The 15108-nt window shown below is 51.9% G+C and carries 10 protein-coding genes; all 10 read left to right on the forward strand.

Going from position 1 to position 15108, the window contains the following annotated elements:
- The first annotated feature begins 2 nt into the window (after positions 1-2).
- The 10 genes from glpK (at position 3) to OYT88_RS13020 (ending at position 15021) form a co-directional block, all read left to right on the forward strand.
- Complete coding sequence (gene glpK, locus OYT88_RS12975; protein WP_274400590.1) at positions 3-1532, forward strand: glycerol kinase GlpK; 1530 nt, start codon at positions 3-5, stop codon at positions 1530-1532.
- A 178-nt stretch (positions 1533-1710) separates the two neighbouring features.
- Positions 1711-3372 carry a glycerol-3-phosphate dehydrogenase/oxidase gene (locus OYT88_RS12980; RefSeq protein WP_274400591.1) on the forward strand — a complete coding sequence of 554 codons (1662 nt, stop codon included), beginning with the start codon at positions 1711-1713 and terminating at the stop codon, positions 3370-3372.
- A 458-nt stretch (positions 3373-3830) separates the two neighbouring features.
- Positions 3831-5600 (forward strand): Na+/H+ antiporter NhaC family protein, encoded by a 1770-nt coding sequence (locus tag OYT88_RS12985; RefSeq protein WP_274400592.1) that lies wholly within the window; start codon positions 3831-3833, stop codon positions 5598-5600.
- A 269-nt stretch (positions 5601-5869) separates the two neighbouring features.
- The gene (gene aspA, locus OYT88_RS12990) at positions 5870-7342 is read left to right on the forward strand and encodes an aspartate ammonia-lyase (RefSeq protein ID WP_274400594.1); all 1473 of its coding nucleotides are present in this window, start codon (positions 5870-5872) and stop codon (positions 7340-7342) included.
- Between the two features lie 421 nt (positions 7343-7763).
- A complete protein-coding gene (locus tag OYT88_RS12995) occupies positions 7764-8099 on the forward strand; it encodes a metal-sensitive transcriptional regulator (RefSeq protein ID WP_274400595.1) in 336 nt (111 codons plus the stop codon).
- 24 nt (positions 8100-8123) lie between these two features.
- Entirely contained in the window at positions 8124-10529 is a 2406-nt protein-coding gene (locus OYT88_RS13000) for a heavy metal translocating P-type ATPase (RefSeq protein ID WP_527194297.1), read from the forward strand.
- Positions 10530-10573: 44 nt separating this feature from the next.
- The gene (copZ, locus tag OYT88_RS13005) at positions 10574-10783 is read left to right on the forward strand and encodes a copper chaperone CopZ (RefSeq protein ID WP_274400596.1); all 210 of its coding nucleotides are present in this window, start codon (positions 10574-10576) and stop codon (positions 10781-10783) included.
- Between the two features lie 218 nt (positions 10784-11001).
- Positions 11002-12114 (forward strand): CdaR family transcriptional regulator, encoded by a 1113-nt coding sequence (locus OYT88_RS13010; RefSeq protein ID WP_274400685.1) that lies wholly within the window; start codon positions 11002-11004, stop codon positions 12112-12114.
- 154 nt (positions 12115-12268) lie between these two features.
- Positions 12269-13702, forward strand: coding sequence for a glycolate oxidase subunit GlcD (gene glcD, locus OYT88_RS13015; RefSeq protein ID WP_274400597.1), 1434 nt, complete (start codon positions 12269-12271; stop codon positions 13700-13702).
- Positions 13699-15021 carry a (Fe-S)-binding protein gene (locus OYT88_RS13020; protein WP_274400598.1) on the forward strand — a complete coding sequence of 441 codons (1323 nt, stop codon included), beginning with the start codon at positions 13699-13701 and terminating at the stop codon, positions 15019-15021. The genes glcD and OYT88_RS13020 overlap by 4 nt, the downstream gene beginning before the upstream one ends.
- Positions 15022-15108 lie beyond the last annotated feature (87 nt).

Genomic DNA, 15108 nt, shown 5'->3' on the forward strand with positions numbered 1-15108 from the left:
CAATGAAAAGATATATTATGGCGCTTGATGCGGGAACGACCAGTGTAAGGGCAATGATTTTTGATCAAAACGGTGCGATAGTTCAGACTTCGCAGAAAGAGTTTAAACAATTTTTTCCCACTCCGGGCTGGGTTGAGCAGGATGCCAATGAGATCTGGGCGTCCATTCTGGCAGTGATCGCCGACTCTCTGTCCACGAGCGAAATCGATCCGCAGGAAATTGCCGGAATCGGCATCACCAACCAGCGGGAGACGACCGTTGTCTGGGACAAAGAAACAGGCCATCCGATCTATCATGCGATTGTCTGGCAGTCGCGCCAGACGGCGGATATATGCAAAGAACTGAAGGAGAAAGGGTATGATCCGATGGTCCGCAGCAAGACCGGGCTGCTGGTTGATGCCTATTTCTCCGGAACAAAAGTGAAATGGATTCTGGATCATGTGGACGGCGCAAAACAAAGAGCAGAGAACGGCGAACTGCTTTTCGGTACGATCGATACATGGCTGATCTGGAAACTTTCCGGCGGACGCGTCCATGTTACGGATTATACGAACGCTTCGCGCACGTTGATGTTCAACATTTATGATCTGAAGTGGGACGATGAACTGCTGGATATGCTCGGCGTCCCGAAAAAAATGCTTCCTGAAGTCCATGCTTCGTCCGAAGTTTACGGCAAAACGATTCCGTATCACTTTTTCGGAGCGGAAGTGCCGATTGCCGGAATTGCCGGCGATCAGCAGTCCGCCCTGTTCGGCCAGGCCTGCTACGATGAAGGAATGGTGAAAAATACGTACGGAACCGGCTGCTTCATGCTGATGAACACCGGAGAACATGCCGTCCGCTCGAAGAACGGCCTGCTGACGACGATTGCCTGGGGCCTGAACGGCAAAATCACCTATGCGCTGGAGGGCAGTATTTTTGTCGCCGGCTCGGCGATCCAATGGCTGCGCGACGGCCTGCGGATGATTAAGACTTCGCCGGAAAGCGAAGAGTACGCCGTCCGGGTCAAATCGTCCGAAGGCGTTTACCTCGTGCCGGCATTTGTCGGTCTGGGAACGCCATACTGGGACAGTGATGCCCGGGGTGCGGTATTCGGGCTGACACGGGGGACGACCAAAGAACATTTTATCCGGGCCACGCTCGAATCGCTCGCCTACCAGACCAAAGATGTGGTGAATGCGATGGAGGAAGATTCCGGAATCAAGCTGAAAACCTTGCGGGCGGACGGCGGCGCTTCGCTGAATAATTTCTTAATGCAGTTTCAGAGCGATATTCTCGGCGTACCGGTCGAACGGCCGACAAACAGTGAAACCACGGCGCTGGGGGCCGCTTATCTGGCAGGGCTTGCCGTCGGTATCTGGAAAGACCGCAGCGAGATCGCGAAAATATGGAAACTGGGCAAAAACTTTCATGTGCAGATGAGTGTGGAAAAACGTGCGGCACTTTACAGCGGCTGGAAAAAGGCAGTGGAAGCAACACGGGTGTTTAAGCCGGCCGCTGCCGATAAGAATCCGGTTACGAATGCCGACTGAGAGCAATTCATTGGTATTTTGCAAGGACTTGCGGGAGAATGGAATATGTAAAAGTTAATAAATCGGTCATGAATCTGGAGCGGCCGCTGAGTATGCCCGAAGAATCCGTCATTTTCAGGAAACCGGGGTATACCGGCGGTCTGCTTTTATTTAATCTGAAAAAACGGAGGATGAACGGATGGCTTTTTCCACATTGAACAGGACACAGTATCTTGATAAAATGGCGGACGGACCGCTCGATTTGTTTGTCATCGGCGGCGGCATTACCGGTGCCGGCATTGCTCTCGACGCTACGGTGCGCGGACTGAAAGTCGGGCTGGCCGATATGCAGGATTTCGCCGGCGGCACGTCGAGCCGGTCGACGAAACTGGTTCATGGCGGGCTGCGCTACCTGAAACAGCTGGAAGTCAGAATCGTCGCGGAGGTCGGCAAGGAACGGGCCGTTGTCTATGAAAATGCGCCCCACGTCACGAGTCCCGAGAAAATGATGCTGCCTATCTATAAACATGGAACTTTCGGCAGAATTTCTACCTCGCTCGGTCTGAAACTTTACGATTATCTGGCGGGTGTGAAAAAGAGCGAACGCCGGGTCATGCTCAGCCGGAGCGAGACACTGGATAAAGAACCGCTTTTAAAGAAGGAAGGGCTGAAAGGGAGCGGCTATTATGTGGAATACAGAACGGACGATGCCCGGCTGACGATCGAAGTCATGAAAGAAGCCGTCCGACGGGGTGCTGTCGCCGTCAATTACGCGAAAGTCGACGATCTGATTTACAGTTCGGGACACCGGCTGACCGGGGTCAGAGTCACCGACCGCCTGACAGGCAGGACATACAGTATCTATGCCAATAAGATTGTCAATGCCGCCGGCCCGTGGGTGGATTCCATCCGTGAAAGGGATCATTCAAAGAAAGGCAAGCATCTTCATCTGACTAAAGGCGTACACATCGTCATTGACGGCAAGCGCTTCCCGATGGATCAGTCTCTCTATTTTGACACAACGAACGGAGACGGACGGATGATTTTTGTCATTCCCCGCGAAGGAAAAGTGTATGCCGGTACCACGGATACGACCTACACAGACAAACCGATCGATCCCAAGCCGGCGGCGGAGGACCGGGATTATATCCTTGCAGCGATCAACGGCATGTTTCCGTCCGTCCATCTGACGGCCGGCGATGTCGAGTCCTGCTGGGCCGGCGTTCGCCCTCTGATCCAGGAAGAGGGCAAGTCTCCTTCCGAAATTTCCCGGAAAGACGAAATTTTTCTTTCTGAATCGGGACTGATTTCAATAGCCGGCGGCAAGCTGACCGGTTATCGGAAGATGGCGGAACGTGTGGTTGATGAAGTCGTCGGCCAGCTGCACAGGGAAACTGCAAAGGACTATCCGGCATGCGAAACAAAACAGGTGGAACTGTCCGGCGGCCATTTCGGCGGGGCGGAGCATTTTCCGGCTTTTATTAAGAAGAAAACCGCGGAAGGAATCGGGCTGGGACTGACAGAAGCGGAAGCACATTGGCTGGCCTGCAAATACGGAACCAATACGGATCTGCTGCTGGAACTGATCCGTTCGCATCGTGACGAAGCGGAGGCGCACCATCTCCCGCCGCTTATTTACGCGACGCTCGAATATGCTGTGACGGAGGAAATGGCTGTTTTGCCAGTCGACTACTTCACGCGAAGAACAGGTACGACGCTCTTTAACATCGAGTGGGCCAGGGAATGGGAGGAACACGTCATCGATTTTTTGGCTGCCCGATTATCCTGGAGCGAAGAACAGACCCTCCGCTATCGAAAAGCGCTGGAAGCCGCTTTTGACGAGGCCTCAAATCCGCAATGACGGCTTTCATCCGCTTTCCGGCCTGAAAGAACGGGCAGAGTTCGGATCAGGCTGCAAAAACAGAACCGTTTTCTCCCTTTGCTGTGCGGCTTTTTGTCTTTCGGACGTGTTTGCCGGTAGAAGGCCTGCAGAATAAAGCGGCTGAAAAAGACAGACAAACCCCGGCCGATCAGGATAAAAATCAGTTTGCCGAACCGAGAGAATCTTCGGCCGCAGGGAATGGCGGAGTGTATGAGCCGGAAAGCAAGACCTGCAAACCGGGGAGCGAGGTCAATGAATCGTAAAGCCTGATAAGGCCGTCCCATCATCGATTTTTCGACGATGGGGCATTTATTTTGTTTTTAGTCAGAGGGATGCCGAGAATGGGAGAGGACTGGCGGAGAACCGCTGTATTGCATAATTCCGCATTTTTAATGGCAGACTTATTTAAAGAATCTTATTTGCGGAAGGTGGCCTGTATGCATCCCTCCTGGTTATCGCTCATCCCGTTCTTTTTAGTGATTCCGATATCGATTTTTACACGTCAGGTCCAGCCGGGTTTATTTGTGGCTTTGCTGGTCGGCAGTTATATCATCGAACCGACGCTTTTCGGAGGCATTCATAAATTTCTTGATTACGTCTTCCTGGCCGCTGTCAAGCCCAACAATATGAAAATCATTTTATTCCTGTACGGTTTCTCGGGGCTTCTCAGCGTCGTTAAAATGGCCGGCGGAATTAAGGGCTTTGTTGACTGGGTTACAAAAAAAATTAAAACGAAAAAAGGCGCCATGGCGCTTATATGGATCTCTACACTCGGAACTTTCAGCGATCCCGACTTCCGGATTGTCACCGTGGCCCCCATTATTAAGGCCCTTCAGGAAAAGCTGAAAATGTCCAGGCGAAGTGCCGCCTATATCATCGATGTGACCTCGAACCCCGTTGTGGCCCTGGTCCCGGTTGCAACGGCTTTTGTCGGCTACATGGTCAGTTTAATCAATACCTCATTCAAACAAAACGGAATCGGCGGACAGCCCTATACGGTCTATATCAAGAGCATTCCCTTTAACTTCTTTTCTTTTGCGATCATACTGGTCGGGCTTTACTACACTTTTTTTACACAGCCTGAAAATAAAAAGGGCGCCGGGGCCGGTCAAAATCGGAAAAAATCAGACGGTGTGCAGTCCTATGCCGATAATTTGCGTTTGGACGCGGCATCGGAATCAGATGCATTTTCCGCTCGGCGTCATCCGAAAACGGCACAGACGGCTTTGCAGTCGAATGAATACAATAAAACAGAAACAGAACGGATCAGTCCGGCGTCGGGGCAGGCTGAAATGTCCGATTCTTCATTACCGTTAGATCCGACGGCGGAAGCCATGCACGGTATTAGTCAAACCGGAAAGAGGGAAACAGCCGATCGCTCATTAAATACGCCTGATCCGAAACCGCCGGGAACCGGCAATCCTTATTCGCGATTGTATCGTGAAGAATACGCCCGCCATTTGGACGCGGCCGATCGCTCCGCGCTAAGCGATTCGGGGAATCGGAATGGCGAAGAGGAGAATGAGCCGTCGCGGCCGTATAATCTGCTGGTCCCGATCCTGCTTTTAATTTCTCTGACACTTTTTCTGAGCTGGTGGAACGGTCATTATCATGCCCATTCATTTGTAGATGCCTTCCTGAAAGTGGACGAACTGGATGTCATGCTTGAGTCTGTGCTGATCACGCTGATCGTGACAATCGTTCTCGTCATGCTGCAAAAATTCCCGACTGCCAAAGTGGTTACCCGCTTCATAAACGGGGGCAACCAGCTGATGTCCGTCATTGTCCTTCTGACACTTATCTGGGGTGTTTCCGACGTTTCCACGGATTTAGGTTTTTCACAGTATATAACCGGCTCTGTCGGCGGGTGGATTCCGCCTCATTTTGTCGCTCCGATCCTGTTTATCCTCGGTGCCTTTCTCTCTTATTTCATTGGCTCTTCCTGGGGAACATGGGGCCTCTTAATGCCGCTCGGAATCACACTGGCCCATCAGTCCGGCGCCAATCTTTTTCTGGTGATCGGCGCCGTCTTTGCAAGCGGGACTTACGGTGCCACCTGTTCTCCGCTCAGTGACAACAGTGTGACTCTGTGCACCATGATGGATATGGATGTCATGGACTATTGCAGGTGGAAGCTGATTCCGACAACTATTGCCGCGGGAATTGCTCTTGTCCTCTTCGTCGCGGCTTCCTTTATTTTTAAATAGGCATAGCGGGCACCGCTCGTTCTTCAGTAACATCGGAACAGGGCCTCCCCTTCCTTTTTTCGGATTGGCTTCCGTTAAAAGTCTTTTGACTTTAATAATGAAGTATTTGTTTTGCCTGATCTGTCTTTTTACCGAACAGCCGTGGAGAAATTGCCGCTTTTTCCGTATGGGAATCACTGAAGCGATATTGAGCGCGTATATTGCTGATGAAGATAGATGAAGCTATTTTATGTAACTTGATATAAAATTTATATAAGGGAAAGAGTGCCATGCCAACGATCAATGTGCGGACGGAGCGCGATTTTCTCGGCGCACGGGAAGTGCCGGCCGATGCCTATTACGGCATTCAGACACTGCGCGCTGCCGAGAATTTCGCAATCACCGGATATCGAATACAAGATGAACTGATTAAAGCTCTGGCTGTCGTAAAAAAAGCGGCGGCTCTTGCGAACATGGATGCCGGACTCCTGAATCCGGAAATTGGCCGGGCTATTGCACAGGCCGCGGAAGAAATCATTAACGGCAGCTGGCATGATCAGTTTATCGTGGACCCGATTCAGGGCGGGGCGGGAACGTCGATCAACATGAATGCGAACGAGGTCATTGCAAACCGGGCCCTTGAATTAATCGGAAAAGCAAAGGGCGAATATGCCGTAATCAGTCCGAACAGCCATGTCAATATGTCCCAATCAACAAACGACGTCTTTCCCACAGCCACCCATATTGCCTCGCTGCGGCTGCTGAAGCGTCTGCTGCAGACGATGCAGCAGATGCATGAGGCGGTTCTTAAAAAAGCGCGGGCCTTTGACTCGATTATTAAACTTGGCCGCACCCATCTGCAGGATGCCGTACCGATCCGGCTCGGTCAGGAATTCGAAGCCTATGCCCGGGCCATAGGCCGGGATATCGGACGGATCAGGGGTCTGGCCGACGGCCTCTATCAGGTGAATATAGGCGGGACAGCGGTCGGAACGGGTCTGAACGCCGATCGGAAGTACAGGGAACACGTCGTGGTCCGTCTGGCGGAGATCAGCGGCCTGCCTTTAAGAAGAGCCGAGGATCCTGTCGACGCCACACAGAATACAGATGTTTACACCGAAGTCTCGGCGGCGCTGAAGATATGCATGATCAGCCTGTCAAAAATAGCCAACGATTTACGCCTGATGGCTTCGGGACCGCGGGCAGGTTTCGGTGAGATTATCTTGCCCGCCCGCCAGCCGGGCTCCTCGATCATGCCCGGAAAAGTCAATCCGGTCATTGCCGAAGTGATCAATCAGGTTGCATTTCAGGTAGCCGGCAACGATCTGACCATTTCGATGGCCGCCGAAGCCGGGCAGCTGGAATTAAACGTCATGGAACCGGTCCTGGTGTTCAATCTGCTGCAATCGCTGACGATTATGGATCATGCCTTTCTTTCATTTACAAATTATTGCCTGAACGGGATTGAAGCGAATAAAGAACGTCTGAAAGCCTACGTTGAGAACAGTGTGGGGGTCATCACGGCGCTCAGTCCGCATATCGGTTATGAAGCGGCTTCCCGGCTTGCCCGTGAAGCAATTCTGAAAGGAAGACCGGTCCGTGAAATCTGCTCTCAAAGCGGTCTGCTCTCGGAAGAAGAATTGAATGCAATGCTGAACCCTTATGAGATGACAGAGCCGGGTATTTCAGGTAAAAAAAAGGATCAGGATCTGTCTTTGCAAAATAACGGGCAGAAGATTAGAGAAATCGGCCGGTTCCGGTGAAACGGACAACGATCCGGCGGAACAGAATAAGACAACGTTCGCAGGGAAAGTGATTCTTGCGGACTTTTTTTGTATTCCGGAGCGATCTTCGGCTCTGAACGATCGATCCGTAAAAGTTCGCAAATCGACGGTAATCGACCGAGAAACGGTAATAAACGACTGAGAATCGGCGGCAGCGCCCCAAAAATTGCCGGTCGGCGGTTGACAATTATCGTTAAAACCCAAAAAATCAATATAGGCCTATAATCGGTGTTTATTCGGATCTTTTCGGCCGGCGCCGGACGATGATCTTTGCCTGCTGAGGGCGGGCTTTCAAAAAGAACGGGCGCTCTTTCGTCTGTTCAGACGGATGCGGCGGAGGATCCGGCTTGATATAGATACCCTGCAGGGGTATAATAAATATACAAAGGAGGGAAAAGCGATGAATCAGGATGAAGACTGCCGCTGCTCCCATACTGAACTCGGCATGCAGCCGGGAAAATCGCCCGTTGAACCGCGGACAGCCGAAGAGAAGCAAAAGATTATCAACCGGCTGAAGCGCGTGGAAGGCCAGGTTCGCGGGCTGCAGAAGATGATTGAAGAAGACCGTTATTGTGTCGATATTCTGATCCAACTGTCCGCCGTTGAGGCTGCTCTGAAAAAAATCGGCTATTCCGTGCTTGAGCGGCATACAAGGACGTGCGTTTCCCGGGCCATAGAAGAAGGCCGGGGGACCGATCAGGTCAATGAACTGTTAAAAGTCCTGAAACTTTTTTAAATATAGAGGATCGGGGGGGTGTATGTGACTAAGAAAAAAGAAATGCAGATCGGCATCACAGGCATGACCTGCGCATCCTGTTCCAATAGAATTGAGAAAGTGCTGAATAGGATGGACGGAGTGACGGCAAATGTCAATCTGGCGCTTGAGAACGCGCAGGTCACTCTGGATGAGGATCAGGCAAAACCGGAGGATATCGCTGAAAAAATTCGGAAACTCGGTTACGGCGTCCTCGAGAAGCGTCTCGATGTTGCGATTCACGGCATGACCTGTGCGTCATGTGCCGCACGGATTGAAAAAGGATTGAATCGGATTGCCGGCATCTCTTCCGCCCGGGTGAATCTGGCGACAGAAACCGGCACGATTATCTATCAGCCCGGAATTGTGGAACCGGATTCAATATATGATAAAGTGAAAAAACTCGGCTACGAGGCCGTTCCCCTTCACGATACGGGAAACAGTGAAAAAAATAAAGAACTAGTTGGGAAAAGGAACAAGCTGATTCTGTCGGCACTGCTCTCGCTTCCGCTTCTATATACGATGATCGGGCATCTTCCCTTTCAAACGGGCATGCCGATGCCGGCGCTGCTGATGAATCCATGGTTCCAGTTCCTGCTTGCAAGCATCGTTCAGTTTTATATCGGCTGGCAGTTTTACAGCGGGGGAGCGCGGGCACTGCTCAATAAAAGCGCCAATATGGATGTGCTCGTGGCGCTCGGGACGAGTGCGGCCTACCTTTACAGTGTGGTCGGGACTTTCCGCTATCAGCTTGCCGGCGTCAAAAATCCCGCTCTCTATTTTGAAACAAGCGCGATTCTGATTACGCTTGTTTTACTTGGAAAGTACCTTGAAGCCCTGGCGAAAAAACAGACGACAACGGCAATCACCGATTTGATGAAACTTCAGGCGAAAGAAGCGACCGTGATTGAAAACGGCCGTGAACGGAAAGTATCTGTCGATGAAGTCAGATGCGGCGATTGGCTCCGGGTCCGTCCAGGCGAGAAGATTCCCGTTGACGGAATCGTCGTCGACGGACATTCTTCAGTGGATGAATCGATGATTACCGGCGAATCTTTGCCGGTAGAAAAAAATGAGGGCGACAGAGTGATCGGCGCCACCGTCAATGCTCATGGCCTATTGACCATGAAGGCGGAAAGGGTCGGCAAGGATACGGCTCTGGCGGGAATCGTCAGGATCGTCGAAGAAGCGCAGGGATCGAAAGCGCCGATTCAGCGGCTTGCCGACAGTATCTCGGGCATTTTCGTCCCGATTGTGATCGCCATTTCAGTGCTGGTCTTTGTCGTCTGGATATCGGCTATTTATCCCGGCGAACTGGCGCCCGCGCTGACGGCCGCAATCAGCGTGCTTGTCATTGCCTGCCCGTGCGCACTCGGCCTGGCAACGCCGACGTCAATCATGGTCGGAACCGGCAAGGGGGCCGAGAAGGGTATTCTTTTCAAGGGCGGCGAATACCTTGAGGCCACTCAGAATCTTCAGGCAATCATGTTTGACAAGACCGGAACGATTACAAACGGAAAACCTGAAGTCACGGATCTCATTCCTTTCGGCGAGATGGATCGGCACGAGCTGCTGATACTGGTCATGGCGGCGGAAAACGCCAGCGAGCATCCGCTTGCCCGGGCAATCGTTTCTTATGGTGAGGATCAGGGCATCTATACCTTCCCCGCACCCGAAAATTTTGAGGCGCACGCCGGGTACGGTATTACCGCCGAAGTTGCCGGCCATAAGCTGGCTGTCGGCACCCGGCGATTGATGGGCCAGCAAAAGACTGATATCCGCATGGCTTCGGAAGAGGCGCGGAGACTCGAATCCGATGGAAAGACGGTCATGTTTGCCGCGGCAGACGGCCGGCTGCAGCTGATTATTGCCGTGGCCGATACGATCAAGGATTCATCGAGACAGGCTATTGCCGATCTGAAGGCACGGGGCCTCGGCGTCTACATGATCACGGGTGATAACAGGCAAACGGCGGAGGCGATCGCCCGAAAGGCGGGGATCAGCCATGTCATTGCCGAAGTTCTTCCTGAAGAAAAGGCGGAAAAAGTTAAAGAACTCCAGAAACAGGGGCTGAATGTGGCCATGGTCGGCGACGGCATCAACGACGCTCCCGCCCTGGCTGTGGCCGATATCGGCATGGCGATCGGCACAGGAACCGATGTGGCGATTGAGGCTGCCGACATAACGCTGGTCGGCGGCGATCTGAAGCATGTAGCCAAGGCGCTGGATCTGAGCCGGAAAACAATGCAGAACATACGCCAGAACCTGTTTTGGGCCTTGTTCTACAATGCGATCGGCATTCCCGTCGCGGCCCTCGGCCTGCTTGCTCCGTGGGTAGCCGGAGCAGCGATGGCCTTCAGTTCCGTCTCGGTCGTTTCAAACAGTCTGAGATTGAAACGCATGCGCATCTGATCCGATACATTGATTCGTTGCGGTTCGGAAGGAGGTGATAACAGGTGGCGGAAAGGACTCTTGAAGTCGAAGGCATGAGCTGCGACCATTGCAAAATGGCCGTTTCGGGTGCATTGAATGGATTGGACGGCGTTTCTGCCGTTTCTGTCGATCTGGCAGCCGGCAAAGTGGATGTCAGTTATGACGAGAAAAAAGTAAGCTTTGAACAGATGAAAGACGCTGTAGAAGACCAAGGTTATGATGTGGTTAAATAAACTGCTGCAAAGATAGCGGAATCGGAAAATCACGCTGGAAAAACGTCTCTATTTTGTATGCCGTGCGTGCATACAAGAGAGACGTTTTTTAATGTAAAAAAACCGCCGCTGATCTATTATTCTCTGTTTTTTTGCCGAAAGCACTCTCTATTCGGAGGAAAATGTTTTATCCTATATATAATAATAGAAGGAGAAATCGGAGGGGGACAAGGTTGACGATGCTGGATGCTCAGCTTGCACAAAAAATCGTCGGGGAAGTCCGGCTGCTTACCGAGGAAAGCATCATTATTGCGGATCGGAACGGCATTATTATTGCAAGCACCGACGGGGAACGGCTGGGGCAGCTTCATGAAGGGGCACGCCGGGCGATTGTCAGAAGGGAAACGCTGACTATTACACAAGCGACGGCCGGACAGTGGCAGGGCGTCCGGGCCGGCATCAATCTGCCGATTTTTTTCCGGGATGCCGTTGTCGGTGTGATCGGCATCACCGGAGAACCGGAAAAGGCCGCTCATTACGGGCATCTTCTGCAGAAAATGACAGAACTGCTCATTCAGGAAAGCTACTATCAGGAACAACAGGATTTTCATGAGCGGATGCTTGAACAATTTGTATTTGACTGGCTGAACAATCGTGAATGGGATGATTCATTTATCAGCCTGTCAAAGATACTGAATATCAATCTCCGCTGTGACCGCCAGGTTGTATTCGTGCGCATCCTCCGGCCGGCCGGAAAGAAAGACGGCCGGCCCGGTGCCGTACTGCGGGAACTTCTTAGCCCGAATAAGGACGATATCTTTGTTCGCTGGGGGAACGATCATTTGCTGCTGCTGATCGACGTATCCGACCGCCGGCGCGATCTGCCGGGTCAGATCGAAGAATGGGCGTCCCGTATTAAAAAGCGGATAGGAAAACAGCCGACGATCGGCGTCGGTTCGGCTCTCCCCGCGAAAAAGCTGAAGTATTCCTTCCATCAGGCGAAACGCGCCCTGAACGTCACCGGTAAACTGCAGCCGATCATCTATGACAAAGATCTGACGCTGGAAATGATCAGCGACGGCCTGGATAAAGAAACAAAGCAGCTGTTTACCGAACGGGTGATCGGTCAAATACTGTCGGACCGGGAACTGCTCGATACATTGAGAAATCTGTTCGCTCACAGATTTTCATTCAAAGAAACCAGCGCTGTCATGCATATTCACATCAATACCCTGCATTATCGTTTGAAAAAGCTGCAGCTGGAAACGGGGCTTGATACAAAAGATATGCGCAGCCGTGTCGTCCTTTTTCTTGCTCTGACTTTTTTGGATGATCAGACAATAATGCCATGAATGAAAGCGTTACTTTTAGCGATTTACACATAGAAAAAACAGGATTATTAAATTATAATAATACTAAACAATCACAATATCGCCATGAAAAATTCATAGATTAAACAAGATTTGACGGATACAAGCTTTACGGTAAAGAAACGGAGGAGAGAGCATGTCTTCAAGAAAATTCCAGAAGAAGCTGAACAAACTTAAAGAAGGGCTCGCCGATATTGTCGGAACGGAAAATGTCGACGATACAACAACCGGCAGGCTGGTCTATTCCTATGACGCGACGCCGAATTATCAGTCGCTTCCGGACCTGGTGGTCGCACCCGGTAACGCCGAAGAAACCGCTGCGGTTCTAAAAATGTGCAGCGAGACGGAAACACCTGTCTATTCAAGAGGATCAGGATCCAATCTATGCGCGGATACTTGCCCCGTCAAAGGCGGGGTTGTTCTGCTGTCTAAACGTATGAACAAAATATTGGAATTGGATAAAGAAAATCTGGCGGTGACGGTAGAGCCGGGCGTGATCACAAAAACCATCTGCGATAGGGTCGAGAAAGAAGGGCTGTTCTATCCGCCGGATCCGAGTTCCATGAAAGTATCGACAATCGGCGGAAACATCAGTGAAAATTCGGGCGGCCTGCGCGGATTGAAATACGGCGTGACGCGCGATTACGTCATGGCGCTTCAGGTTGCCCTGCCGAACGGGGAGCTGATCCGCACGGGGGGAAAGCTGACCAAAGACGTTGCGGGGTATGATCTGACGCGCCTTTTTATCGGATCGGAGGGGACGCTGGGCGTAATCACGGAAGCCACGCTGAAACTCATCCCCAAACCGGAATCGCAGAAGACTATTCTTGCGCTGTACCAGGATATCGAGGCGGCCGGCCGCTCGGTTTCCAAGATTATTGCCAACAAGATGATACCGGTCACACTGGAGTTTCTCGATCAGGATACTTTACGGGCAGTCGAAGATTTTGCCCACATCGGACTGCCGACCGATGTTAAAGCCATTTTGCTGATCGTCCAGGACGGCCCGCAGGAGATCGTCGACCGGGACATTAAGAAAATTGCGGAGATCTGCCGCAGCGAGCAGGCCGTGGATGTTCAGCTTGCCGCTTCCGCAGAACAGGCGGAAAAACTGGCGACGGCGAGAAGGTCGGCATTGAGCGCGCTCGCCAGGCTGAAACCGACAACGATTCTGGAAGACGCCACGGTGCCTCGTTCGGAAATCGCAACGATGGTCCGGGCAATTGCGGAAATTGCTGAAAAATACAAAGTACGGATCTCGACATTCGGGCACGCGGGCGACGGCAATCTCCATCCGACCTGTCTGACCGATTCACGGAACAAAGAGGAGATGCAGCGTGTCGAGTCGGCTTTCGCCGAAATATTCGAGAAGGCGATTGAGCTGGGCGGCACGCTTACCGGAGAACACGGGATCGGCATGACGAAAGCGCCCTATCTGAAGTGGAAGATCGGGGAAGCGGGGCTTGAAGTGATGCGCGGAATCAAGCAGGCGATTGATCCGAAAAACATTATGAACCCCGGCAAAGTGTTTGCGGAAGAATCGAAAGAAAGGATGGCGGCGGCAAAATGATGACGGCATCGGTGAAAAAGAAAATCCAGAAAGAATTCAAAGAAAAGATGGATTATGATGAATTGCTCAACTGTATGCGCTGTGGTTTTTGTCTGCCGTCATGTCCGACCTACATCGAAACCGGCCGGCAGGAAAAATATTCGCCGCGCGGCCGGATCGCACTGATGAAGGGCGTTGCCGACGGGATTATTGAACCGGACGACGACATGGCGCATTCACTCGATCTTTGTCTCGGATGCAGGGCCTGTGAACCGGTTTGCCCGTCCGGAGTAAAATACGGCCGCCTGCTGGAGGATGCCCGCAGTATCATCCAGGCGAACAAGAAACAGTCGCTACCGGTGAAAATGCTGAGAAAAGGAATTTTTGAAGAACTGTTCCCGCATCAGAACAGAATGGAGAAGGCGACCAGTCTGCTCGGATTTTACCAGCGGAGCGGCCTGTCCAAAGCGGCCCGCAAGATCGGATTTATGGAACTCTTTCCTTCCAGCATGGCGACGATGGAGAAAGTGCTGCCGGAAGTGCCGAAGCGCAGGGAAATAAAACGGCGCCCGCGTTTCTTTGAACATGAAGGAGAAAAAAAAGCGACGGCGGCGCTGTTTGCCGGCTGTCTGATGGACACCATGTTCTTTTCTACAAATAATGCAACGATCCGGCTGCTTCAGAAAGCGGGCTGCGACGTGGTGATTCCCGAAAATCAGTTGTGCTGCGGTGCGCTTCACGGGCACGGCGGGGAGCTGGAGAGGGCCAAACAGATGGCCAAGCAGAATATTGAGGCATTTGAGAAAGAAGAGGCAGATTACATTGTTACCAATGCCGGCGGCTGCGGCGCCTTTTTGATTGAATACGATCACCTTTTAAAGGACGAGCCTGAGTGGGCCGATCGGGCGAAGCGTTTTGTTTCCAAGCTCAAAGATATTTCTGCGGTTCTCATGGATCTGGATTTTCTGAAAAAGAACAGGCTTCATCTGCCTGAGCAGACGGTCACGTATCAGGATTCCTGCCACCTGCGCAACGTAATGCAGACGTTCGAAGAACCGCGCGCGCTTCTGAAGGCGATCGAAGGTGTGCACTATGAAGAAATGGAAGGCGCGAATACATGCTGCGGTTCAGCCGGTATCTACAATATTGTGGAACCGGACATGGCGATGCAGATTCTCGACCATAAAATGGAAAAGGTTGAAAAAACACACGCACGGACGATTGTCACGGCAAATCCGGGCTGCCTGCTTGAAATGAAGCTGGGGATTGAACGTGCAAATAAAACAGGTTCGGTCCGGGCCGTGCACATTGCCGATCTGCTGCTTGAAGCACTTGATTAGGCGTACTCCTATTTGCAAGCAGAGTTGATTGCCGGACAGTCCCTTACTGAGAAGCTGCCTCCGACGGCCGATAAACCAAGCGCCACG

The organism is Sporolactobacillus sp. CQH2019 (genome assembly GCF_028765345.1).
Taxonomy (GTDB): domain Bacteria; phylum Bacillota; class Bacilli; order Bacillales; family Sporolactobacillaceae; genus Sporolactobacillus.

Bases quoted from the DNA above. Each gene is read 5' to 3' on its own strand.
- glpK (WP_274400590.1), top strand. From the start codon at position 3: ATGAAAAGATATATTATGGCGCTTGATGCGGGAACGACCAGTGTAAGG.
- OYT88_RS12980 (WP_274400591.1), top strand. From the start codon at position 1,711: ATGGCTTTTTCCACATTGAACAGGACACAGTATCTTGATAAAATGGCG.
- OYT88_RS12985 (WP_274400592.1), top strand. From the start codon at position 3,831: ATGCATCCCTCCTGGTTATCGCTCATCCCGTTCTTTTTAGTGATTCCG.
- aspA (WP_274400594.1), top strand. From the start codon at position 5,870: ATGCCAACGATCAATGTGCGGACGGAGCGCGATTTTCTCGGCGCACGG.
- OYT88_RS12995 (WP_274400595.1), top strand. From the start codon at position 7,764: ATGAATCAGGATGAAGACTGCCGCTGCTCCCATACTGAACTCGGCATG.
- OYT88_RS13010 (WP_274400685.1), top strand. From the start codon at position 11,002: ATGCTGGATGCTCAGCTTGCACAAAAAATCGTCGGGGAAGTCCGGCTG.
- glcD (WP_274400597.1), top strand. From the start codon at position 12,269: ATGTCTTCAAGAAAATTCCAGAAGAAGCTGAACAAACTTAAAGAAGGG.
- OYT88_RS13020 (WP_274400598.1), top strand. From the start codon at position 13,699: ATGATGACGGCATCGGTGAAAAAGAAAATCCAGAAAGAATTCAAAGAA.